This window comes from Thalassospira sp. A40-3 (assembly GCF_015871485.1).
GTDB classification, from domain to species: Bacteria; Pseudomonadota; Alphaproteobacteria; order Rhodospirillales; family Thalassospiraceae; genus Thalassospira; species Thalassospira tepidiphila.
This window is the reverse complement of sequence record NZ_CP065428.1, coordinates 1,991,750-2,015,333: the sequence shown is the minus strand read 5'-3', so window position 1 is coordinate 2,015,333 and position 23,584 is coordinate 1,991,750. Positions and strand designations below refer to the sequence as shown.

Here is a 23,584-nt window from a genome sequence, read left to right as displayed (position 1 = left end):
GGTTTGTCGATCCGGATCAAATCGAGAAACTTGATCCGCAGCCGCATGAAGACGTGGCATTCGGATTGTTTACACGAAAGGCCGAGCCGACCAACTCACGCACGAAATCAATCTCTGCACCGCCGAGAAGATCCAGCGATACTTCATCAATCACCATTTTCGCACCGTGGTTTTCGAAGATACGATCTTCGTCAGTGGTGTCTGAATCGAGCGAGAACTCATACTGGAACCCACTGCAACCGCCGCCAGACACCTGCAAACGCAGCATGGTGTTCGCAGCACCTTCGCTGGCAATCAGTTCCTGAATGCGTTTTGCAGCACTTTCAGTCATTTGAACTTGCCGAGAAGAATCGGTCATTCAACACTCCTTGGTCTTGTCCTGCCGGGGCAGGTGTGTTTGCGATCCTTGGTCACATCATAGCATGATCCGAACGCAGTATTTGAGTCAGTATTTAGCGCGCATGGCTGAAATGTCAAAACCTGTAATGTCTCTAAATACGGGTGACTTGCGTTTTGAGGTGAAATGGCTCAAAACAGGCGCCAGTCAATTGGCCGGTCCGGTCAGAACCAGAAATTACAAAGTTCCAAGTCATGAATGTTTTCAGCCTGTTGAAAAGCGACATCGAGAACCAGATTCTCGCCCTTGAAAAAGACGGTGTTCTCCCTGTGGGAACCGACACTTCACGTGTCACGGTGGAGCCGCCGCGCGATGCGTCTCATGGGGATGCCGCAACAAATGCGGCGATGTTGCTTTCAAAGGCTGCTGCCATGAAGCCGCGTGATCTGGCGGAAAAGCTGGCCGAAAAACTGCGTGGTCTTGATCACATCGAAGAAGTCGAAATTGCAGGCCCGGGTTTCATCAATCTGCGGATGGCCGAGCGGTTCTGGCTTTCACAGATCAGCCAAATCCTTGAAGTCGGCACTGCCTATGGCAATAGCGACCTTGGCAAAGGCGAAAAGATCAACGTCGAATATGTTTCGGCAAACCCGACCGGCCCGATGCATGTCGGCCATTGCCGTGGTGCGGTTGTTGGTGACGTGCTTGCCAACTTGCTTTCAAAGGCGGGCTACGCCGTCACCAAGGAATATTACACCAATGATGCCGGTGCGCAGGTGGATGTTCTCGCACGGTCGCTTCATTTGCGCTATCGCGAAGCCCTAGGCGAAGAGATCAGTGAAATTCCGCAAGGCCTGTATCCGGGGGATTATCTTGTCGCGCCGGGCAAAAAGCTTGCGGAACGCGATGGTGACAAGTGGCAGAATGCCCCGGAAGATGAATGGCTTGAAGAGTTTCGTGCTTTCGCCATCGTCGAGATGATGGCCCTGATCAAGGAAGACCTTCGTCTTCTTGGTGTTTCCCATGATGTCTTCACATCCGAAGACGGCTTGGTAAAGGCGGGCAAGGTCCAGTCGGCCTTTGAACATCTTGAGAAAAAAGGCGACATCTATGTCGGCGTTCTGGAGCCGCCAAAAGGCAAGAAGCCTGACGACTGGGAACCGCGCCCGCAAACCCTGTTCCGTGCAACAGAATTTGGCGACGATGTCGATCGGCCTTTGAAGAAGTCCGATGGCAGCTGGACCTATTTTGCGTCCGACATTGCCTATCACTTTGATAAGTACGAACGCGGCTTTAACCTGATGATCGACATCTTTGGCGCCGACCATGGCGGCTATGTCAAGCGCATGAAGGCCGCCACCAAGGCGATTACGCACGGCGAGGGCGACCTTGATGTCAAGCTTTGCCAGCTGGTCAGCCTGTTTGACAATGGCGAGCCGGTCAAAATGTCGAAACGTGCCGGGACCTTCGTCACCCTGCGTGATGTGGTTGAGCGCGTTGGCAAGGATGTCGTGCGCTTCATCATGCTGACCCGCAAAAATGATGCCGCACTTGAATTCGATTTCGCCAAGGTGACCGAACAGTCCAAGGACAACCCGGTTTTCTATGTTCAGTATGCGCATGCACGTGTGAATTCGGTCTTCCGTCAGGCGGCTGAAGCCTTCCCGGGACAGGATCTGTCGGAGAAGACGCTGGCGACCGCGGACCTATCATTGCTGAGTTCGGAAGATGAGAAGCTTCTGGTGCGCCGCATGGCTGAATGGCCGCGGATTATCGAACAGGCGGCCGTTGCCCATGAACCGCATCGCATTGCCTTTTTCCTGACAGAAATTGCCGCAGAATTCCATGCATTGTGGAACAAGGGACGTGACAACACCGCGCTGCGCTTCATCATTGCCGATGATTTGCCTGCGACTCTGGCACGTCTTGCGATGATCCGTGCCGTTGCCACGGTTATTGCGTCAGGTCTTGAGGTTGTGGGCGTTAAGCCTGTCGAGGAGATGTAAGAGATGAGCGAAGAACACGGTGCCGACCTTCATGCAGAGCGTGCAGATCACTATGGATCAGAAAAGCCCGCCAGCAAGAGCATGATCAAAAGGCTGGCTACCGTGTTTCTTGGCGTTGTCGTGGTTGGTGGCGCGCTGGGCGGGGCAGGTTACTGGTTTTATAATCAGGGCCAACCCATTCAGGATGACGGTAATTTGCCGATCCTGCTTCCTGATCCGTCACCGATCAAAATTCGCCCGGAAGATCCGGGGGGAATGGAAGTTCCCCACCGTGAGACGACAGTCTACGACCAGCTAAGCGACGTTGATCCGGATGCAAATGTTGTGTTGCAGGAACTTCCCGATATGCCGCGCGCACCGGAAGTCTCCGCAACGCCCAAGGCAGCCCAGCCAAATCCAACGGCCGACGCACCGGCAGATGCGACCGCAACCGAAACAGCGGATGCACGGCAAAACGCCGAAGCTGACGGCAATGCCGAGCCTGCTGTTAAAGCACCGGAAATTACAGCACCCGAATTGACTGACGCGGAGAAGGCAGTTGCCGCGGCTGAAAACCGCACGGCCGAAGCACCGGCCAAGGAACAAGCAGCAGCCGAAGCGGCCGCGGCACCGCAACCTACGACCGCGGCGCCTGCGTCGGGCGCATTCCGTGTGCAGCTGGCTTCGGTCCGCGAAGAAAGCGGCGCGGCAGCAGAATGGAAACGGTTGTCTTCGAAAAACAAAGACTTGCTTGGCAATCTTGAGATGTTTGTGCAACGTATTGAGATCGAAGGCAAAGGTGTCTTCTATCGGTTGCAGGCAGGCCCGCTTGGTGATGCTGGGGCTGCCGAAAAGCTTTGTGCGGATTTGAAAGAACGCAATGTGGGGTGCCTCATTGTCCGGCCTTGAAGTCAAAAAGCCACGTGCCTGCATTCTTGGTATCTCGGGAACGGAACTCAGCAATTGGGAAAAGGGCTTCTTGCGTGAAGCCGATCCGTTCGGGTTTATCCTGTTTGCGCGCAACGTTGAAAACCGTAATCAGGTCCGTGCCCTGACCAACGCACTGCGCGAAACCGTTGGCAATACCAACGTGCCGATTCTGGTCGATCAGGAAGGCGGCCGTGTCATGCGGTTGAAACCGCCACATTGGCGCAAGATTGCGCCGGCCGGTGTGTTTGGTGATCTGTTTGATCGCAATGCCGATGATGCACGCGAGGCGGCCTATACCAGTGCGCGGCTGATGGCGATGGACCTGCGCGAAGCCGGTTTTAATACAACCTGCGCACCTGTTCTTGATCTTCATCTGCCGGGTATGAGTGACGTGATCGGTGACCGGTCATACGGGGCAGAGGTCGGCAAGGTCGTGATGCTGGCCAGTGCCGTGGCCGCAGGTCTTCTGGATGGTGGCATTGCCCCCATCATCAAACATATTCCGGGACATGGCCGCGCGACGGTGGATAGTCACAAGGACCTGCCGATCGTCACCGTATCGCACGAGACGCTGTCCGAGTTTGATTTTGCGCCCTTTGCGCACATGAAGGACGTGCTGGCGGCAATGTCAGCCCACCTGCTGTTTGCCGCCATCGATGATCAACGGCCCGGCACAGTTTCCTCGACTGTTATTCAGGACATTATTCGTGGCGAGATTGGCTTTGAAAACCTTCTGATCAGTGATGATCTGTCCATGGAGGCGCTGGGTGGCTCCATCGCTAGCCGGACGCATGAATGTCTGCGTGCTGGGTGTGATATTGCCCTTCATTGCAATGGCAAACGCACCGAGATGGAAGAGGTCGTCTCAATGGCACCGCTTTTGACCGGTACGTCCTTGCAGCGCGCACAGAGCTTTACCAATCAAATTGCTACGTTCAAACACGACGCACCAAGCAGCACCCAGATTACCGATTGGCAGGCCCGGCTTGCCGATCTTCTGGCACCGGTGTGGTCAGCAGGAGATGATCAGAAGTGAATGACACCATTGACCTGATCGTTTCGGCGACGACCTGGATCATTCCGGTTTTGCTGGCCGTGACATTGCACGAGGCAGCACACGGTTTTGCTGCCAAGCTGTTTGGTGATGACACGGCACAACGTATGGGGCGGCTAAGCCTTAACCCGATCCGCCATATTGATCCGGTTGGCACCATCCTGATCCCGGGTTTGCTTTTGATAACAGCCGCACCGTTCCTGTTTGGCTATGCCAAGCCGGTTCCCGTGGCGTTTCATCGCCTGCATCCGCAGCGTTTGGGCGTGATTGGTGTTGCGATTGCAGGTCCGGCGACCAACGTGGCACTCGCCATTGTATCAATCCTGCTTCTGGTGTGGCTGCCAAGCTTCTCGCCAGCGGTCAATGAATGGCTTGCGACGATGCTTAATCAGTCACTTTGGCTGAATTGCATCCTGGCGGTGTTTAACATGTTGCCGATCCCGCCACTTGACGGTGGGCGGGTTCTGACCGCAATTTCACCGATGCCAATTGCACGGGTCTTGGCGCGTATGGAAAAAACCGGCATGATCATATTGATCGGATTGGTCTTTCTGTTGCCCTATGTCACGACGCAACTTGGTATAGACCTGCCGGTGTTCCAGTGGTTGGTGCTTGAACCGGCCAATGCACTGGTCAGGCTTCTGGCAGATATCTTTGCCTGAACGCCGACAGGCTTGGGGGATAGTCGGGGATAGATGGCAGACCAGTTCGAATTCGAAATTCCAGATGATGTGTTTGACAAGAAGCCGGTCGATGAAGAACCGAGCCTTGCCGAACGCCTGATTCTTGATCTGGACGGGTTCGAGGGGCCGCTTGATGTGTTGCTTGAACTGGCACGCGACCAAAAGGTCGATATCATCAAGATTTCCATTCTCGATCTTGCCGAACAATACCTTGAATTCATCAATACCGCACAAGGTCTGCGCCTTGAACTGGCGGCTGATTACCTGGTGATGGCAGCCTGGCTCGCCTACCTTAAATCGCGCCTGTTGCTTCCAAAACAGGAAAATGACGAGGAAGAACTCAGCGCCGAGGAAATGGCAGAGCTTCTTGCCTTCCAGCTTAAGCGGCTTGAGGCAATGAAAGCGGCCGGTGAAAAACTTCTGGAACGCCCCAATTTGGGACGTGATTTCTTTGGTCGCGGCGATCCTGAGGAAGTCCGCGTTACAACAGCATCTGTCTATGACGCGTCGCTTTATGACCTGCTCAAGGCTTATGCGCGGATCATGCTGACATCGGAGAGCAAAACGCTTGAGATCGAGGCATTTGATCTATACGCGATGGATGATGCCATCCAACGATTGCGCGATTTGTTTGGCCGCCGCGTGGTGCCGACATGGACAAGGCTGCTTGAATTTATGCCACGCGGACTTGGAACGCCGCTTAAGGCGCGCTCGGCACTGGCGGCGCATTTTGTTGCCAGTCTTGAAATGTGCCGCGATGGTGAATTGGAAATCTCACAAGAAGAGACCTTTGGGCCGATTCTGCTGCGATCACCGCAGACTGTGCGGGAAGGGGATCTGCCGCGCAATTATGACTACGACGCAGACACGTTTAAGAAATAAGTTGGGCAGGGGCACTCAATGAGCGAAGAAACGCAGCTTGAAATCGAAGGCGTCGAATCCGGTCCGGAGATTGACTTTCAACATATTCGTATTGTTGAGGCTGTTTTGTTCGCCTCTGCCGAACCTGTCAGTGAACGGGTGATCGCCGCACGCTTGCCCGAAGGCACTGATGTCAGCGCGATCATGCACGCGCTTGCCGAGACCTATGAGCCGCGTGGTGTGAACCTTAAACAGATTGGCGACAAGTGGGCATTTCGCACCGCGATGGACTTGGCCGGGGACCTTCATATCGAGGTCGAAAAGGCCAAGAAACTGACGCGTGCGACACTGGAAACCCTTGCGATCATTGCCTATCACGAACCGGTCACAAGATCCGAGATCGAGGAAATCCGCGGTGTTGCACTATCGAAGGGCACACTTGATATCCTGCTTGAATCCAAATGGATCCGACCGCGTGGGCGCAAACGGGTGCCAGGCCGCCCGGTTCTTTGGGCGACAACAGATAACTTCCTTGATCATTTTGGGCTTGAAAGCCGTGACGACCTGCCGGGGCTGGCGGATCTCAAGGCGGCAGGGCTGCTTGATAGTCGACCGGGTATGGGCCGTTATGGTGCAAGTTCGGATGATGAAGCCTTGCCGGATCTGATCGACGATGGTGAGGTCACCGATTCTGTCGTCGAAGAGGCCCTGACGACCCGCAATCTCGAAGATCTGGATGAAACCATCTATTCAGACAATCCGAACCTGTATGATGATGATGAACAGGTGCCGGGCACGGCACGCGAAAGCGACGCTGAGGACTTCGAGGACGACGAAGACGCCCCAATGACCGATCACGATCCCGAAACCAATTGATCCATCTTCTTGCATCACACGGGCGCTGACCTTAAGTTCCACGAAAGATTTCGCAAATCATTTGCACCTGCGGGTGCTCGATCCCTGTTGTAAGAAGAGTTTTCGATGACCGACGGCCTGAAGATGTCGCATGTTTCTCACCTTTTCGGCGAGAACCGCGTTTTGCGCGATATCAGCTTTGATGTTGCCCCTGGCGAGTTGGTGTGTCTGCTTGGCCCGTCGGGGTGTGGCAAGACCACAGCACTTCGCCTGGCAGCGGGCCTTGAAAAGCTTCAGGTTGGTGCGATTTCGGTCGATGATCAGATCGTCGCCCAGCCGGGGGGCTATGTAGAGCCCGAAAAGCGCGGTGTTGGCATGGTCTTTCAGGACTATGCGCTGTTCCCGCATTTGAATGTGGCGAAGAATATCGGCTTTGGCCTGCGTCATTTCAGCGAAACCGATCGCATGAATGCAATCAAGGCCGCACTCGAACAGGTCGGCATGTCCGAGTATCTCGATGCCTATCCGCACGAACTTTCTGGTGGTCAGCAGCAGCGCATCGCCTTGGCGCGCGCGCTTGCGCCGAAGCCGCGGATCATGCTGCTTGATGAACCGTTTTCCGGTCTTGATGTCGCACGACGCGCGGATTTGCGCGATACCACCTTGCATGTTCTGAAGGATGCCGGGATCGCCACTGTGATGGTTACCCACGATCCGCAGGAAGCCATGTATATGGCTGACCGGATCATCATCATGAATGAAGGGCAGATCATGCAGGACGGATCGCCGGAAACACTGTATTTCCGGCCTGAAAACCGGTTTGTTGCTTCGTTCTTTGGCGAGGTCAACCGTTTCCCGGGAACAGTTGTGGATGGCAAGGTTGCAACTCCGTTTGGTGATGTCGATAGCCAAAGCATCGAAAACGGCACTGAAGTGGAAGTTCTGATCCGGCCAGAAGGGCTACATATTGGCGAAGCGCTGAACGGGCATGACGTTCTGGCGCATGTCGATGCGGTTCGTGTCCTTGGTGAAGTCAATCTGGTTCACCTGACACTTGAGGCCGGTGCGCACATTCACGCGCGCGTCCCAAGACGCTTTTCACCGATTAATCAGCCATCTGTCGCTATTACGCTTGATCCCGACATGGCCTTCGTGTTTCCTATGACCTGATGCGTCGTCGCGGACCGGGTTTTGGCCTGTTTCGACAGACAGAAAGACGCACATTAAACAGGTATTTTGCACTGCATGGTTATTAACCAACCGTCGCATTGCACAGTGGGGGGCTTTCTGCCATTATCCGGGCAAGTCGCCGGCAGGCAGAATGGATCTTTGGAGATTTAAGTTATGGGTATTGGCGTTTGGCAAATCGTTCTGATTCTTGCGATTGTCCTGATCATCTTCGGCGCAGGCAAGCTTCCGAAAGTGATGGGTGACATGGGCAAAGGCATCAAGAGCTTCAAAGCGGGCATCAACGAAAAAGAAGAAGATGCAGGCGCTTCGGCCAAGACCATCGAAAACACGACCTCTGCTTCGGTTTCATCCGAAAGCAAGGACAATGAAAAGGATTCTGTGAAATCCTGATCGTCTGTCGGATTTCCTTCAGATAGGCGTGTCATATGTTTGATATCGGCTGGACCGAAATGGCTCTTGTGGCCGTCGTCGCACTGTTTGTCGTCGGCCCCAAAGAGTTACCGCATCTGCTGTACAAATTGGCGGGCTACTGGAAAAAAGTGCGCGGTATGGCGCGTGAATTCCAGAGCGGAATTGATGACATCATCCGTGAAGCGGAACTTGATGATCTGCGCAAGCAGGTCAACAGTTCGCATAGCAATCCGACCGATTTTCTGGAAAACAAAATCTCAAGTCCAAAAAGCGACGGCAAAAAGACCGAGTCCAAGCCGAAAGCAGAGAAACCGGCCGAAAAGGCTGATACCCCTGCTGCAAAACCGGCAACGACAACGGGTGCGCCCGCAGATGACAGCAAGAAAAAAGATCAGCCGGAGAGCCAGGCGTGAACATGCAATCGCATGACAAACAGATGCCGATCATGGAGCATCTGATCGAGCTGAGAAACCGCCTGACTTGGGCGGTTCTTGCTTTGTTTATTACCTTTGGTGTCTGCTATTACTTCGTCGAGGATATCTATGGGTTCCTCGTCCAGCCGCTTGCAGAAATCATGGGGCCCGACAGGCGCATGATTTATACCGCCTTGACCGAAGTGTTCTTCACTTACGTCAAGGTATCATTCTTTGCGGCCTGTTTTGTCTCTGCACCAGTGTTCCTCGGACAGTTTTGGGCGTTTGTCGCGCCGGGTCTTTACAAGAACGAACGTTCGGCATTCATGCCGTTCATCTTTGCGACCCCGATCCTGTTCCTGATGGGCGGCGCACTGGTCTATTACCTGATCATGCCGCTGGCCTGGAAGTTCTTCCTTAGTTTCGAACAGGCGGGTGGCGCGTCAAACCTCGCGATCCAGCTTGAAGCCAAGGTGGGCGAATACCTGTCGCTGGTGATGAAGCTGATCTTCGCGTTCGGGCTTTGCTTCCAGTTGCCGGTACTTCTGACGCTGATGGCGCGTGCTGGCATCGTCACCGCGGATGGTCTTGCACGTCGCCGGAAATACGCAATCGTCATTGCATTTGGGTTTGCCGCCGTTCTGACCCCGCCGGATCTGATTTCTCAGATCGGGTTGGGCATTCCGATTATCATTCTTTATGAAATCTCGATCATCATGGCGCGCATTTCCGAGCGCAAGCGTGCGAAAGCCGCCGCGGACGATGACGCGGATGAGGATGACGAGACGGACTCAGATGATGACGACGGAGAGGCAGAGGCCGGAACCGCAGTCGCAACGGCGCAAGACGGTGTCGACGCACAAGGTGAGGCGGCTGCATCCTATGATGACGGTCAGACTTCCTTGACCCGATCCTCTGACGATGAGGGGGATGCGCCAAAGCTGTCCGGACCGTCGAACAATGATGATGGCGAGGATGATTTCAACAACGCCCGTTGATTGAAATCCCCCGCCTGAACCGTCCGATTTGACGGGGTGGACCTTGTGTCCACCCCATCGTATAAAGCCACAAACAGATAGACTGACAGGGTGCTCTTCGATGCACGACATTAAATGGATTCGGGACAATCCCGAGGCTTTTGACGCAGCAATGACTGCGCGCAAACAGGACGTTACCGCACAGCGTCTGATCGATATCGACGTTGAACGCCGCAAACTGATGACTGAACATCAGGAAATGCTGGCCCGCCGCAAGACGATCTCAGGTGAAATCGGCAAATTGCGCAAGAATGGTGAGAATGCCGACGACCTGATGGCCGAAATGGGCACGCTCAAGGACAAGATCAAGGAAGCCGAAGACGGTCAGGCATCCCTGAACGACCAGCTTGATCTTTTGCTGTCGTCTTTCCCGAACATTCTTGATCCCGAAGTCCCGGTTGGCGAAGACGAAAACGACAATGTCGAAGTCAATCGTTGGGGGACCCCGGGTGAGTTTGATTTCCAGCCGCTCGAACATTTCGAGATCGGTGAGAAACTTGGCATGATGGATTTCGAAACCGCAGCCAAACTGTCTGGTTCGCGGTTCGTTATTCTGCGTGGCGGTCTGGCCAAGCTCGAACGTGCGCTTGCACAGTTCATGCTGGATCTGCATACCGGCGAACATGGTTACCAGGAAACCATCACGCCGATGCTGGTCCGCGATGACGCCATGTTTGGTACCGGCCAGTTGCCGAAATTCGCCGAGGATTCGTTTAAAACCACCAATGACTACTGGTTGATCCCGACGTCAGAAGTGACGCTGACCAACCAGGTTGCCGGGGACATTATCGATCAGGCAAAACTGCCGCTGCGCTATACGGCACTGACCCAGTGTTTCCGCTCCGAAGCCGGTTCGGCAGGGCGCGATACGCGCGGCATGATCCGCCAGCACCAGTTTTCCAAGGTGGAAATGGTTTCGGTGGTCGAAGCAGAGAAATCTGACGAGGAACTGACCCGCAAGACGCGCTGTGCCGAAACAGTCCTTGAACGTCTTGGCCTGCCGTATCGCACGGTTATTCTGTGCACCGGCGATATCGGGTTCTCGGCGGCGAAAACCTATGACATCGAAGTCTGGTTACCGGGGCAGGGCAAGTACCGCGAAATCTCGTCATGCTCGAACACGCGTGATTTCCAGGCGCGCCGCATGAATGCACGTTATCGTGCTGCCGGTGACAAAAAGACTCAGTTTGTTCATACCCTGAACGGGTCTGGCCTTGCCGTTGGTCGTTGCCTGATTGCCGTGATGGAAAACTATCAGCAGGCGGATGGCTCGATCCGTGTTCCTGATGCGCTCAAACCCTATATGGGCGGGTTAGAGGTTATCTCGGCGGGCTAGGACGATACCGACATGATGGATCTCACCAAAGCACGCATCCTGATCAGTAATGATGATGGCATTGACGCGCCCGGGATCAAGATATTGGAACAGCTCGCACGCGAGTTTTCCGATGATGTGTGGGTGATTGCACCGTCGATGGAACAAAGCGGGGCGGGGCATTCCCTGACCCTGCGCCGTCCATTGCGTATTCATAAACGTGATGAACGGCACTTTGCTGTGGATGGCACGCCGACCGATTGCATTCTGCTTGGCTTGCAGCAGGTCATGCGCGACAACCCGCCAGATATAGTGCTTTCGGGGATCAACCGGGGTGGCAACCTTGGTGAAGACGTGACTTACTCGGGGACGGTTGCCGCCGCCATGGAGGCAACATTGCTTAATGTGCCCGCGGTCGCGTTTTCACAGTATTTTTCTGGTGACATGATCGACTGGACGATTGCCGAGAAATACCTCAAGGATGTTCTGGCAACTTTGGTCACGACGACTTGGCCCAAAGGCGTTCTGATCAACGTCAATTTCCCGGATCACGAGGCCAATGGCGGCGCAGAGATAAAGATCTCAAGACAAGGGCAGCGCAAGATCGGTGATCACATCGCCGAACGTCTTGATCCGCGCGGCGAGCCCTATTACTGGATCGGGGCTATTCAGTCTGAACTGCCAGAAGACAAGAAATCTGATCTGCGCGTGATCGAGCAGGGCAATGTTTCTGTCACCCCGATCAGCCTTGATTTCACCCATTACGATACGTTTGAAAAACTGACGAAGGCCTTTCCGTGAACGAGCCGGTGATTACGCGCGAAACCGCCATAGCCAATCTGTTGCAGATCCTTCGTGATGATGGCATTCACGATGAAGCCGTGTTGTCTGCACTGGCCGACATCCCGCGTGAGATTTTTGTCGCCGATCCTTTCGTCAGCAGGGCCTGGGAAAACGTCGCATTGCCGATCAGCAAGGGCCAAACAATTTCACAGCCCTATATCGTGGCCCTGATGACGCAGGCGCTGGAACTTAATGATCGTATGAAGGTGCTGGAAGTCGGCACCGGTTCTGGTTATCAGGCAGCGATTCTGGCCAAGCTCGCCCGGCGGGTTTATACCCTTGAGCGTCACAAGCCACTGCTGCGCGAGGCCGAGGACAAGTTTCGCGAGTTGGGCCTGCATACCATTTCGACATTGCATGCCGATGGCGGACTTGGGTGGAAAGCACAGGCACCGTTTGATCGCATTATTGTCACGGCTGCGGCACAGGACGTTCCGCCGGTGCTTGTCGATCAGCTTGCAGTTGGTGGCATCATGGTCGTGCCAGTGGGGGAAGTATCCCACACACAGCTTTTGCTGCGTGTCTTGCGGACGCCCAGTGGTGTCGATGTTACCGAACTGATGCCAGTCAGGTTCGTTCCCATGCTTCCGGGCACCGAGGAATTCTGACACCCGTCAGGCCATTAAAATCCATCCTGAACGCCTTGATGCTTACTGATTGTTAACCGCTGATCGGAGACAATCAGAAACATGATGGAAAATTGTGTCAAAAGCGCTGTTTATCACGGAAAACGCCTGTTGCTTGTTTGTGCAGCAAGTGCGGCGCTTGGCGGCTGTTTGCTCAATTCCGTGCCGGTGCCGGTGGTTTATGGCGATGGGGCAAGCTACAGCCCCTATAGCATGCCAAAACTCAAGAACGGGGAACGGGTCATCACGGTAGAGCCGGGCGACACAGTTTCGCAGCTTGCCGTGCGCTATCACATGGACTTTATGCAGTTCACCCGCCGCAATGACCTTCGCGAGCCTTATGTGATCTATCCCGGGCAGCGCCTTGTCCTGCCGCCGTGGACACCCAATTACGACAGCCTGCCACCAGATACAGCGGTAGCGTCAAGATCGAGCACACCGACCAAGACCGTTACGATTGGCGGCAAGCGTCAGGTGGTAAGTGTTCCGGCGAAATCGACCAGCGCACCAGGACAGACTGCGCGGCCCACGACAGCGGTCTCGCGGGTTTCACCGCGCAATGGCGGAAGTATTCCGACACCAGGACTGAAACCGCAGGACTATGCCGCCGCTGCCGAACGTCAGATGGCCTCCGCCCGCAGCTGGCAGACGGACAGCAAATCGACACCGATTGCCGGCCAGGGCAGCTCTGTGCGTCAGAATGTCACCTTGGCCGATCCATCTGCCCGTAAAGGGTTCATCTGGCCGGTTCAGGGCAAGGTTGTTCTGAAATACGGTGCTGGGACAGGTGGTTTGTTCAATGACGGCATCAACATTCAGGCCAATCGCGGCACGCCCATTCTTGCCGCCGACAACGGTGTTGTGACCTATGTCGGCAACGAGTTACGCGGTTTTGGCAACCTGATCCTGATCAAGCATGCCGATAACTTTGTGACCGCCTATGCACACACCGAAAGCCCGCTGGTGGCCCGCGGTGATGTTGTGACACGTGGTCAAAAGATATCGACGGTTGGTACGACCGGGGCCGTGACCTTCCCGCAGCTTCACTTCGAAGTCCGCCAGGGTCGCAAATCATCCGACCCGATCAAGTTCCTGCCAAGCGTCATGGTGTCGCGCTAACAAAAACACCCGGACAATCGGCCTGGGTGTTTTCCGTTTTTCCGCTGTTTCACTGTTGGCTAATCGATCGATTTGCCAAGTTCGCCAGCAACTTCCTGAATAAACTGCCATGCAACGCGGCCCGAACGGCTGCCGCGTGTAACAGTCCATTCCTTGGCGCGCGCATGCAGCTCTTCAGTTGGGATATCGATCCCGAATTCCTTGGCATAGCCTTCGATGATCTCGAAATAGACGTCTTGCGAGATATTGTGGAAGCCAAGCCAAAGACCAAACCTGTCCGATAGCGAGACCTTTTCCTCAACCGCCTCGGACGGGTTGATCGCCGTGGAGCGTTCATTTTCGATCATGTCACGCGCCATAAGATGACGGCGGTTTGACGTCGCATAGAAGATCACATTCTTTGGACGGCCTTCAATACCGCCATCAAGAACTGCCTTCAGCGACTTGTAGCTTTCATCATGCATGTCAAAGGACAAATCATCGCAGAACAAAATCGTGCGGCGACCGCCTTCTTGTAGGATGTGCAAAAGGTCGGGCAGGGTCGGAATATCTTCACGGTGAATTTCGACCAGTGCCAGTGATGCCGGGCTTTCGGCATTAATCTTGGCATGCATCGCCTTGACGATGGAGCTTTTACCGGTACCACGCGCGCCCCAAAGCAATGCGTTGTTAGCCGGCAGGCCATCAGCAAAGCGCTTGGTGTTGTTATACAGGATTTCCTTTTGCTGCCCGATACCCTGAAGAAGCCCGATATCGACCCGGTTCACGTTCCGAACCGGTTGCAAGTAGCTTGTTCGTGCCTGCCAGACAAAGGCATCGGCAGCGCTCAGATCATTTTTGGCGCGCGCAGGCGGTGCCACGCGTTCGAGCGCTGTGGCAATTCGTTCGAGTGTGGGCAAAAGTTTATCGAAATCGCTACTCATCGGGGCCTCTTGGGTGTTTCTTTTTTCCGGTGACGTTTTTTGTTGGCCGGAAAGCTAGCACATTAGGATGCCAATGGAAGTGTTTGTTCTAAGGGCCTTCGTGCAACACAAGGTGAACAAAAGCACACAAGTGCCGATTTTACCGCTTTGAAACCGGTTCTCCCTTGCTTTGGCGTAACACCCCGTTATATTCCGGCAGTTGATATTTTTTGTTCTGAGGAATTAGGAGTTCCTAATGTTTATTTCGACGGCTTACGCTCAGGCCGCTGGTGGTGCAGACGGTGCTGGTGCACTGATGCAGTTTGCGCCGCTGATCCTGATTTTTGTTGTTTTCTATTTCCTGCTTATTCGTCCTCAGCAGAAAAAGCAGAAAGAACATAAGGCAATGCTTGAGGCGATCCGTCGTGGCGACAAGATCGTCACCGCCGGTGGCCTGATTGGTACCGTTGCCAAGGTTGTTGGCGACGATGAACTGTCGGTCGAGATCGCCGAAGGTGTGAAAGTTAAAGTCGCACGTGGCATGGTTTCAACGGTTCTTTCAAAAACCGAACCGGCCAAAGGCGATGCCAAAGACGAAAAAGAAGAAAAAGCAGAAGAGACCAAGAAAGACTAATCTCTTCGTATCAAGTGAGGCGGGGCAGTTGGCTCCGCCTTCTTGCATTTTGCCGGTGGCCTGAAGCGGTACCAAATACCCGTTGTTCCAAGAACCATGGAACCAGACCAAGGTTGACCCTGACAGATCCGGTCACAAACACATGCTTTATTTTACCAAATGGAAAGCAGCACTGGTCCTTCTGGTGTGTGCTTTGGGCGTAATCTACGCTGCGCCAAACTTCCTGCCGTCGGGTACTCTGGCGACAGAATCCAGTTACCTGCCGGGCAAGCAGATCAATCTCGGCCTCGATCTTCGTGGCGGCTCGCACATGCTGCTTGAAGTCGACACCGACAGTGTCCTGCGCGAACGTTATGACGCGCTTGCCGATGCGATCCGCACTGAACTGCGTCAGGAACAAATCCGTAACCGTCCGCGTGAAGCCACGGCCAACGGTGCCGAGATTACTATTCTGCGGGCCGATGACGTTGAAAAGGCGCGTGAAATCGCGCGCACCGCGGAACCCAATACCGAGCTGAGCGGCGAGGGGAACAACATCGTTGTGACCTATAACGAAGTCGCTTATCGCGAACTGATTGACCGTGCGATTGCACAGTCGCTGGAAGTTGTCCGTCGTCGTGTTGACGAACTGGGCACCACCGAACCATCCATCCAGCGCCAGGGCGAAAACCGCATCGTTGTTCAGGTTCCGGGTCTTGATGATCCGTCGCGCCTGCGTGATATCCTGGGCCGTACGGCAAAGATGAACTTCCATCTTGTGAATAACGAAAAAACGGCCGCCGATGCGCGTGCGACCGGCCTTCCGCCGGGAACCATGATTCTGCCGTCGGCAGATGAAGGCGATGGTATCCGCGAATATCTGATTGATCGTCGTATCGTTGTCTCAGGTGACAACCTTGTCGACTCTCAGCCGACCTTCAGTGACGGTCGTCCGGTTGTTTCCTTCCGCTTTGACGCGGCAGGCGGCGCGCGATTTGGCGATATCACCAGCAAAAATGCCGGTCGCGGTCTTGCCATCGTTCTTGATGGTGAAGTGATTTCCGCACCGCGCATTAACGAACCGATCCTTGGCGGTAATGGTATCATTACCGGCCAGTTCAGCGTTCAGGAAGCCAACGACCTTTCCCTGCTTCTGCGTGCCGGTGCGTTGCCTGCACCGATGCAGATCCTTGAAGAACGCTCGGTTGGTCCGGGCCTTGGTCAGGATTCGGTCGAGGCTGGCGAATTTGCTGCCGTGCTTGGTCTGGTCTTTGTGATTGCCTTCATGGTGATCAGTTATGGCCGGTTTGGTGTCTATGCCGACATCGCGCTAATGATGAACCTGATCCTTGTTCTGGCGGTGATGTCTGTTCTTCAGGCGACCCTGACCCTGCCGGGGATTGCGGGTATCGTTCTGACCGTCGGTATGGCGGTTGATGCCAACGTGCTGATTTTTGAACGTATCCGCGAGGAACGCCGCAACGGCCGTACAATCATCAATGCGATTGATGCCGGTTATCGCAGCGCCATGTCGACCATTCTTGATGCCAACATCACGACGCTGATAGCAGCCCTTGTGCTGTTTAGCTTCGGATCTGGTCCGATCAAAGGCTTTGCCGTGACACTGGCCATCGGCATTATCACCTCAATGTTCTCGGCGATCTGGCTGACCCGACTGCTGATTGCAGCATGGGTAAAACGCAGCCGTCCGACCGAGTTGGTCATTTAAGGAAGGGAACAGGGAAGATATGAAACCTTTACATCTTATCCCGGATGACGTGAATATCCCGTTCCTTAAATTCCGGAAGATATTCTATATCGCGTCTTTGCTGATGGTGCTGGCCTCGGTCGGTATGTTCTTCACCAAGGGCCTTAACTTCGGGATCGATTTCCGGGGCGGCATTCTGGTCGAAATCAAGACCAATGGCCCGGCCGATATCAATGCACTGCGTGACAATCTTGGCAGCCTCGGCCTTGGCGATGTTTCGATTCAGGAATTCGGCGAGCCGGATGATGTCCTGATCCAGTTGCAGCGCCAGGATGGGGATGAAGAAGCCCAGATGGCGGCCCTTGCGGCTGTCACCAACGCACTTGGCGATGACGTCACCATTCGCCGAAGCGAACTTGTCGGTCCGAAGGTCGGTGGCGAGCTTAAGGAAGCCGGATTCTATTCGGTCGTGATCTCGTTGTTCCTGATCATGGTCTATATCTGGGTTCGGTTCGAATGGCAGTTCGCTGTCGCGTCGGTTGTAGCCTTGCTGCACGACGTCCTGATCACTATCGGTTTCTTTGTGATTACCGGAGTTCAGTTCGATCTGGCGACCTTGGCAGCGGTTCTGACGGTGGCCGGTTATTCGATCAACGATACGGTTGTTGTGTTTGACCGTATCCGCGAATATCTGCGCAAGTTCCGCAAGATGGAAATCCCGGATTTGCTGGACCTGTCGATCAACTCGACGCTTTCGCGCACGACCATGACGTCGTTTACGACGTTGCTGGCACTCATTGCCTTGTTCGTGTTCGGTGGCGAAGCGATCCGCGGTTTCACCATGGCGTTGATCTTTGGCATCGTGATCGGGACCTATTCCTCGATCTGTGTCGCGTCACCTTTGCTGATCGTCCTTCGCCTCAAACGTAAAATTCCCGAGGCGGAAGAAGGTCAGGAAGCTGGCGCCTGATCAGCCGGGTTGGATTTATAGACATTTACACTATGGCCGGGTTTGTGAGAAAACAGACCCGGCCATTTCTTTGCGGGATTTGATCGTTTGCGGTCTTTGGTTTCCGTCCGTAGATAGCCGATAAAAAGTCCATTAAAAACTGGCTGCAACCGATGAAACCCCATATCGCGTCTAACCCCGAACATCGCGCAAATCTGATCGGCAGCATCTGGATGATGGCTGCGATGGTGGCGTTTTCCTTTGAAGATGCGTTTGTTAAGGCTGTCTCAGAAGCCCATGCCGTTGGTCAGGTCCTGATTGTATTTGGGGTCGGTGGGGCGATCCTGTTTGCAGTTGTCGCGCGGATCAACAAACAGCGCTTGCTTAATCCTGATGTACTGTCGCGTGCGATGGGCATACGGATCATTTTTGAAGTTATTGGCCGGTTGTTTTATGTCCTCGCACTGGCTTTAACGCCGCTTTCATCGACGACTGCAATTCTTCAGGCAACGCCAATTATTGTCGTTCTTGGAGCCGCCGTCCTGTTTGGCGAAAAGGTGGGTTGGAGAAGATGGACGGCAATCATCGTCGGATTGATTGGCGTTTTGATTATTTTGCGTCCGACAGCTGACAGCTTTTCTGCGTTATCCCTGCTTGCCGTCATCGGTACGATTGGCTTTGCCGGGCGTGATCTTGCCAGCCGCGCCGCGCCGGTATCACTAAGCACCTCCATCCTGGGTTTCTATGGCTTTGTGGCCATTATCCTGGCTGGCATCGTGTTTTCATTGTGGGATGGAAAAGCTTTTACGTGGATGAATACGCAAAGCTTTTTGTATTTCGTTGGCGCAATCCTGATGGGGGCGTTTGCCTACGCCGCCTTAATGAAAGCGATGCGCAGTGGCGATGTTTCCGCAGTTACGCCATTTAGGTACACCCGCTTGTTGTTTGGTATTGCATTGGGCATGATCCTGTTTGGCGAGGAACCGGACATGCTGATGATGATCGGTTGCGGTGTCGTCGTTTTATCCGGGTTGTTCATTCTTTGGCGCAGAAAAAAATTACCGAAGAGCACCTCGACACTCCGTGAAATCCAGACTAAGTCCAATTCAAATTAATCGAGCAACCGCAAATGGGGCCAACATGTCTCTTGAAGTAAGTACCTTGGTCGCCGAAGGCAGTAAAATGGTCACCAGCTATGGCGACGGCATTTTTCGATTTGGCGAAGAAACGGTTACGGGATCGATCCTGCTGTTTCCTGAAGCCGTCTATTCATGGAACGTCACGACAAAAGACGACATCACGCCGGAATCTTTTTCCCGGGTGATCGAAAAGGCCGATGAAATTGAGATCCTGTTGCTTGGCATGGGGACACGTCTAACACCTGTCCCGCTTGAGTGGCGCCAGGCGCTCAAGCCGCACGGTATTGTCATCGAGCCAATGGATACCGGTGCTGCTTGCCGGACCTACAATGTTCTGGTGTCTGAAGCACGCCGCGTTGCAGCGGCGATGATTGCTGTCTGACGCTTACGCAAAGAACTTCTGCAGTTCATGGCGGATATCAAGCACGCTTGAAAAAAGTGCCGCCGGTCCCGGGGCCTGATCAATCGGGAAGACATCCCCACACAGAAATACGTTTTTCCATGGTGCTCGCAGTTGCTGTCGGCTGGCAGCCATTCCCGGCGTCATTTCAGGAAACGGAGCTTCGGCGTTGATGAACAAGTGGTTGGGATACAGTGCATTGTCCGCATTATCCGATCGCGTTTGCAAATCAAGATTAAGGTACTGGTCGCAGAGCCAAACACAACGTTGCCAGACAAGCTGTGCAAATTGATCGGCGTTCTGGGTATCTTGCAGCTGCAAGCTGCTGTTCAGGCTTACCTGAAGATGACGACGATTGCAGTAGATCGCACGCACGATATCATCACTGACCAGCAGGGCTTGTGGCTCCGCAAATGGTTTGCGCATTTCAAACGTCATGCAGCGCCGATGTGCAGGTGCGGGTGATATCCCGATATCGGGCACCGCATCGCATAATGGTTTGGGGTGCAGGGCCAGAACAACGGCATCATCAGGGTTCAGAACAATCTGACTGTCATCTTCGAACAGCAAATCGGTCGCGTAGTCGGATGTACTGTCAATATCGCCAAGTTTTGTTCGACTTTTGATGGTCCCGCCAGCAGCCAGGAACCGTTCACGCAGGGCAGGCAGGGCAATATCGTTGAGGATAATCGGATCAATCGCCGCAAACACCGGTTCATGATGGCGCGCCAGCATCCCGCGTAACCTTGGCACCAGAACCCGTGCCAACAGGGACTTTGAACATCGATGGGCAGGCATGGAAAACAGAACTTCGGCCAGAACAGTAAGCGCATCACGATGATAGGTGCCGGGCTGATGGGCTTTGTCGTCAGAGTCAAATGCACCCGATGAGAACGTGCTGTCGAGCCGGTTTTCTTCACTGGTAGATCGTTGTTGCCAAAGTGTCAGTGCGGTATAGGCACGCGCCGCAATGCTTATCCGTCTAGAAATCAGTGCCCGCGATATACCCTGATCAAGCGATACAATGGCGGGTTTGCGACGCCCGCGTTTCAATCCCATCACACAATGGGCCGGTCTGATCAGTTTCGTGGGAATTTCCGAGTAGCCAGCAAAGAAATCGGCGACCAGCCCCGACGGATCATAAAATATCTCTGGCTCTGCTGTTTTGTGGCTTTCAGGTGCAGTGTGCATGCCGCGCGTCCAGCGGCTTTCAAATGGCTCGGCTTCGTCATATAGCGTTACGTCAAAGCCGTCCTCGGCCATGCAGGTGGCAAGTGCCGAACCGGCCAGACCGCCGCCGATAATGTGTAAGCTTCCGGACGCAAATGATGCCATATGCCTGAGCCAATTTAGTTGTTATACAGAGGCCAGAGAACGATGTGCTACATAGTCGTACCAAGTCAGAAGTCCTAATAACCTTAACATCAGAACAGCTTACAAGCCATGGATGAAATCACAACCGAACTGGACAACCTGAACGAAGAGGTGATCGGCCACATGAATTCGTGGGTCGATATGCTTGGTGGAGGGGAGATCGGAAGGCTTGTCGGTGCTGCCTTGGTGCTGCTTGTTTTCTTTATCTTCAAGCGGGTTCTGGTGCGTGGTGCACTTGCTATCTTGCGTCGGATTGCACAGCAGCGTTCAGAAAGCATGATGGGCAATGTGCTTGATGCCTTTGCACTGCCTTTGCAGGCTTTGTTCATGCTGCTTGGGGTTTATTTCGCAACCGAGGTCCTGACACTCCCCGAAGAAATTGATGCCTTTGCTGTTGAGGCTATTTCAATCGCGGCTGGTTTCTGTGTCTTCTGGGCGCTGTTTCGCGCTGTGGAGCCGTTGGGGGTATCGTTAAATCGGCTGGTCGGCCGATTTGGTGCCGGGCTTGGCGATGATCTCAGGCAATTCTTCATCCGTGGGGTAAAGACCCTGATCGTCGTTATTGGCGGCGTTATCATTCTGGAAAACTGGGGCATTGATGTTTCAGCGTTCCTGGGTGGTCTTGGTCTTGCCGGGATGGCAGTTGCGTTGGCGGCAAAGGATTCTGTTGCCAATATCTTTGGTGGCCTGACCATTTTCGCCGACAACCTGTATAAGCGCGGCGACTGGATCGAAACACCGCACTTCGAAGGAACGGTCGAGGTTGTGGGCCTGCGGGCGACCAAGGTACGTACCTTTGCCAAGGCGCTGGTTACGATGCCAAATGCCCAGATCGTTGATTCGCCTGTGATCAACTGGTCGCGCATGACACATCGTCGGATCAAGATGGTGATTGGTCTGGAATACCGAACGACCGCCAAACAAATGGAAGCGATCGTCGACAAGCTGCGCGATTTTTTGAAGAACGATGACGATGTCGCCCAGACCGATGTCGCCCAAATGGTACATTTGTCAGATTTTGGTGCCAGTTCGATCAATATTGATCTTTATTACTTCACCAAAACCACTGACTGGGTGACGTGGCGAGATATCCGCAACCGTCACATCATCGCTTTCAAACGTATTGTCGAGGAAGAGGACGCTGCTTTCGCATTCCCGTCGCAATCGCTATATGTCGAAAGCATGCCGGAAATCATCAACAGCCAAAAAGACGATCAACGTTCAGAACGTAAGATCGGATAGGATAAATGCCCGATACGCCAAAGCTTTCCCACTGTGCCGACTATGTCAGGCGCCATGACCGGGACCGTTTCCTGTGCGCGCTGTTTGCGGCACCGGAAAAGCGTGAATCTCTGTTCACCCTGTACGCTTTTAATCAGGAAGTCTCCAAAACGCGCGAGATGGTCAGTGAAGTCATGCTGGGCCATATCCGCTTGCAATGGTGGCGTGACACCCTGACCGAACTGGGCGCGGGGCAGGTGCGCAAGCACGAAGTTGTTGAGCCACTGGCTGATTTGGTGAAGGACGGGCACCTCGATATCGCCGACCTTGAGGCGATTGTTGCCGCGCGCGAGTTTGATCTTGAAGACCGCCAACCTGCCACCCAGCAGGAACTTGATCGCTATATTGATCAAACGTCCGGGCAGATCAGTGTTCTGGCGTCAAGGCTGCTTGGGGCAGGTGGCGACGATGCAGACCATGCGGCACGGCTTGCAGGCAATGCGTATGGCTTGGTCGGCATTATGCGGGCCATCGTGTTCCATGGCCGATCAAAACGCCTTTATCTCCCCAAGGACAGGATGGAACATCACGAGGTCGCGCAAGGCGACGTCTTCGAGTTCCGTAAAAAACAGGAAATTCGTGAGTTCATTCGCGAACTGGCCGAATTGGCGCGTGCCCGCATTGCCGAAGCCCGCAAACATCGCCGAGCGTTGCCAAAACAGGCCCACGCCGCCGCATTGCCGGTGGTTCTAGCCGACGGGTATCTGCGCAAGCTTGCCAAGTCCGGGTATGATCCGTTTTCGGCCGAATTCGGTTTGGCACGACCGGCCAGTCTGCGGTTGACCCTTAACGGGATGCTCAAGAGATATTGATCCGATATCGCTTGTCACATGACCATTGTATAAATATCTCTTATGGTGAGAATAAAGGTCAGGACAGCACTGAACTGTACGTGGTAGCGTTGGTAACCCTTTGATATCTGGCGCAAGATGCGGGCATGCCCGACATGAGGACCAAGATGGCACATTTGATCAAAAAGACCCGGAAACGGTGGTTTGGCGGCCTGATGTTTGTCGGGCTGCTGTGCCTGTCGGTCGTGACTGTTTCACAGGCCCGTGCCGCAAGCATTGAGCCGTTCGTGGGGTCCTATCATGGCACGACCATCGAGCATGCCGAAAACGAGCTTCAAGCCCGTGATCTTGATGTTGTCATCAAGGAGACCGAACGCGGCTTTATCGTCGATTGGTCAACGGTCATACACAAGCCAGACGGACGTGAAAAAACCGTCTCACTGGATGTCGAGTTTTACGCAACCGAGCGTGCTGACATCTATGGCAGCGCCATGCGTTCGGGGCTGTTCGGGAAACGTATTCCCAATGACCCGCTCAAAGGCGAACCATTTTTCTGGGCACGGATTGTTGATAAGACCCTGACTATTCACGCGCTTTATATCAATGATGAAGGCGGGTACGAAATGCAGGTCTACAAGCGCACGCTCGACGACGACGGCAATCTTGATCTGATCTTTCGCCGGTTCCGTGACGGGGAACAAATTCGCGATGTTACGGGCAAGCTGACGCGACAACCTGATCGCTATTGACCGCGCGCCTGTCAGGTC

Annotated in this window: 25 protein-coding genes; 22 read left to right on the top strand and 3 right to left on the bottom strand. The window is 54.2% G+C overall.

Going from position 1 to position 23,584, the window contains the following annotated elements; genetic code table 11:
* Nucleotides 1-16: 16 nt before the first annotated feature.
* Nucleotides 17-358, bottom strand: coding sequence for an iron-sulfur cluster insertion protein ErpA (gene erpA, locus IT893_RS09130; RefSeq protein WP_008890980.1), 342 nt, complete (start codon nucleotides 356-358; stop codon nucleotides 17-19).
* 233 nt (nucleotides 359-591) lie between these two features.
* Between erpA and argS the strand changes: the two genes are divergently transcribed.
* From argS to IT893_RS09060, 14 genes are all read left to right on the top strand, one after another.
* Nucleotides 592-2,343 carry an arginine--tRNA ligase gene (gene argS / locus IT893_RS09125; protein WP_197147518.1) on the top strand — a complete coding sequence of 584 codons (1,752 nt, stop codon included), beginning with the start codon at nucleotides 592-594 and terminating at the stop codon, nucleotides 2,341-2,343.
* 3 nt (nucleotides 2,344-2,346) lie between these two features.
* Nucleotides 2,347-3,231: an SPOR domain-containing protein gene (locus IT893_RS09120; protein ID WP_197147517.1), complete on the top strand. Its 885-nt coding sequence runs from the start codon at nucleotides 2,347-2,349 to the stop codon at nucleotides 3,229-3,231.
* Nucleotides 3,218-4,288, top strand: coding sequence for a beta-N-acetylhexosaminidase (gene nagZ, locus IT893_RS09115; RefSeq protein ID WP_252724123.1), 1,071 nt, complete (start codon nucleotides 3,218-3,220; stop codon nucleotides 4,286-4,288). Before IT893_RS09120 ends, nagZ begins: the two co-directional genes overlap by 14 nt.
* Nucleotides 4,285-4,968 carry a site-2 protease family protein gene (locus IT893_RS09110; RefSeq protein ID WP_197147515.1) on the top strand — a complete coding sequence of 228 codons (684 nt, stop codon included), beginning with the start codon at nucleotides 4,285-4,287 and terminating at the stop codon, nucleotides 4,966-4,968. The genes nagZ and IT893_RS09110 overlap by 4 nt, the downstream gene beginning before the upstream one ends.
* A gap of 33 nt (nucleotides 4,969-5,001) precedes the next feature.
* Nucleotides 5,002-5,871 (top strand): ScpA family protein, encoded by an 870-nt coding sequence (locus IT893_RS09105; RefSeq protein WP_197147514.1) that lies wholly within the window; start codon nucleotides 5,002-5,004, stop codon nucleotides 5,869-5,871.
* A gap of 18 nt (nucleotides 5,872-5,889) precedes the next feature.
* Nucleotides 5,890-6,726: an SMC-Scp complex subunit ScpB gene (gene scpB, locus IT893_RS09100; RefSeq protein ID WP_197147513.1), complete on the top strand. Its 837-nt coding sequence runs from the start codon at nucleotides 5,890-5,892 to the stop codon at nucleotides 6,724-6,726.
* Between the two features lie 105 nt (nucleotides 6,727-6,831).
* Entirely contained in the window at nucleotides 6,832-7,875 is a 1,044-nt protein-coding gene (locus tag IT893_RS09095; protein ID WP_197147512.1) for an ABC transporter ATP-binding protein, read from the top strand.
* Nucleotides 7,876-8,049: 174 nt separating this feature from the next.
* Complete coding sequence (gene tatA, locus IT893_RS09090) at nucleotides 8,050-8,286, top strand: twin-arginine translocase TatA/TatE family subunit (RefSeq protein WP_044829067.1); 237 nt, start codon at nucleotides 8,050-8,052, stop codon at nucleotides 8,284-8,286.
* Between the two features lie 35 nt (nucleotides 8,287-8,321).
* Nucleotides 8,322-8,720, top strand: a complete 399-nt coding sequence (tatB, locus tag IT893_RS09085) for a Sec-independent protein translocase protein TatB (protein WP_063089637.1) — start codon at nucleotides 8,322-8,324, stop codon at nucleotides 8,718-8,720.
* Nucleotides 8,721-8,722: 2 nt separating this feature from the next.
* Nucleotides 8,723-9,718: a twin-arginine translocase subunit TatC gene (gene tatC / locus IT893_RS09080; RefSeq protein ID WP_232308476.1), complete on the top strand. Its 996-nt coding sequence runs from the start codon at nucleotides 8,723-8,725 to the stop codon at nucleotides 9,716-9,718.
* A gap of 100 nt (nucleotides 9,719-9,818) precedes the next feature.
* Nucleotides 9,819-11,093: a serine--tRNA ligase gene (gene serS / locus IT893_RS09075; RefSeq protein WP_120224752.1), complete on the top strand. Its 1,275-nt coding sequence runs from the start codon at nucleotides 9,819-9,821 to the stop codon at nucleotides 11,091-11,093.
* A gap of 12 nt (nucleotides 11,094-11,105) precedes the next feature.
* Nucleotides 11,106-11,873, top strand: coding sequence for a 5'/3'-nucleotidase SurE (surE, locus tag IT893_RS09070; protein WP_063089633.1), 768 nt, complete (start codon nucleotides 11,106-11,108; stop codon nucleotides 11,871-11,873).
* Entirely contained in the window at nucleotides 11,870-12,523 is a 654-nt protein-coding gene (locus IT893_RS09065; RefSeq protein ID WP_008890993.1) for a protein-L-isoaspartate(D-aspartate) O-methyltransferase, read from the top strand. The genes surE and IT893_RS09065 overlap by 4 nt, the downstream gene beginning before the upstream one ends.
* A gap of 81 nt (nucleotides 12,524-12,604) precedes the next feature.
* The gene (locus IT893_RS09060) at nucleotides 12,605-13,660 is read left to right on the top strand and encodes a peptidoglycan DD-metalloendopeptidase family protein (protein WP_252724122.1); all 1,056 of its coding nucleotides are present in this window, start codon (nucleotides 12,605-12,607) and stop codon (nucleotides 13,658-13,660) included.
* 59 nt (nucleotides 13,661-13,719) lie between these two features.
* Here IT893_RS09060 and IT893_RS09055 read toward each other — a convergent pair whose 3' ends face one another.
* The gene (locus IT893_RS09055; protein ID WP_197147511.1) at nucleotides 13,720-14,583 is read right to left on the bottom strand and encodes an ATP-binding protein; all 864 of its coding nucleotides are present in this window, start codon (nucleotides 14,581-14,583) and stop codon (nucleotides 13,720-13,722) included.
* 235 nt (nucleotides 14,584-14,818) lie between these two features.
* Between IT893_RS09055 and yajC the strand changes: the two genes are divergently transcribed.
* The 5 genes from yajC to IT893_RS09030 all read left to right on the top strand — a co-directional run bounded on the left by yajC (nucleotide 14,819) and on the right by IT893_RS09030 (nucleotide 19,353).
* Entirely contained in the window at nucleotides 14,819-15,196 is a 378-nt protein-coding gene (gene yajC / locus IT893_RS09050; RefSeq protein ID WP_008890996.1) for a preprotein translocase subunit YajC, read from the top strand.
* Nucleotides 15,197-15,338: 142 nt separating this feature from the next.
* A complete protein-coding gene (gene secD, locus IT893_RS09045; protein ID WP_064781509.1) occupies nucleotides 15,339-16,904 on the top strand; it encodes a protein translocase subunit SecD in 1,566 nt (521 codons plus the stop codon).
* A 19-nt stretch (nucleotides 16,905-16,923) separates the two neighbouring features.
* The gene (gene secF / locus IT893_RS09040) at nucleotides 16,924-17,853 is read left to right on the top strand and encodes a protein translocase subunit SecF (RefSeq protein ID WP_064781335.1); all 930 of its coding nucleotides are present in this window, start codon (nucleotides 16,924-16,926) and stop codon (nucleotides 17,851-17,853) included.
* 152 nt (nucleotides 17,854-18,005) lie between these two features.
* Nucleotides 18,006-18,947: a DMT family transporter gene (locus IT893_RS09035; protein WP_339659366.1), complete on the top strand. Its 942-nt coding sequence runs from the start codon at nucleotides 18,006-18,008 to the stop codon at nucleotides 18,945-18,947.
* A 25-nt stretch (nucleotides 18,948-18,972) separates the two neighbouring features.
* Nucleotides 18,973-19,353 carry an Mth938-like domain-containing protein gene (locus IT893_RS09030; RefSeq protein WP_197147510.1) on the top strand — a complete coding sequence of 127 codons (381 nt, stop codon included), beginning with the start codon at nucleotides 18,973-18,975 and terminating at the stop codon, nucleotides 19,351-19,353.
* 3 nt (nucleotides 19,354-19,356) lie between these two features.
* Here IT893_RS09030 and IT893_RS09025 read toward each other — a convergent pair whose 3' ends face one another.
* Nucleotides 19,357-20,706 (bottom strand): NAD(P)-binding protein, encoded by a 1,350-nt coding sequence (locus IT893_RS09025; protein ID WP_197147509.1) that lies wholly within the window; start codon nucleotides 20,704-20,706, stop codon nucleotides 19,357-19,359.
* 108 nt (nucleotides 20,707-20,814) lie between these two features.
* Here IT893_RS09025 and IT893_RS09020 point away from each other — a divergent pair, with 108 nt between their 5' ends.
* The 3 genes from IT893_RS09020 to IT893_RS09010 all read left to right on the top strand — a co-directional run bounded on the left by IT893_RS09020 (nucleotide 20,815) and on the right by IT893_RS09010 (nucleotide 23,566).
* Nucleotides 20,815-21,987 (top strand): mechanosensitive ion channel family protein, encoded by a 1,173-nt coding sequence (locus tag IT893_RS09020; protein ID WP_197147508.1) that lies wholly within the window; start codon nucleotides 20,815-20,817, stop codon nucleotides 21,985-21,987.
* A gap of 5 nt (nucleotides 21,988-21,992) precedes the next feature.
* Complete coding sequence (locus IT893_RS09015; RefSeq protein WP_197147507.1) at nucleotides 21,993-22,838, top strand: phytoene/squalene synthase family protein; 846 nt, start codon at nucleotides 21,993-21,995, stop codon at nucleotides 22,836-22,838.
* A gap of 146 nt (nucleotides 22,839-22,984) precedes the next feature.
* On the top strand, nucleotides 22,985-23,566 hold the full coding sequence (locus IT893_RS09010) for a hypothetical protein (protein ID WP_252724121.1): 582 nt from the start codon (nucleotides 22,985-22,987) through the stop codon (nucleotides 23,564-23,566).
* Nucleotides 23,567-23,584: the final 18 nt, after the last annotated feature.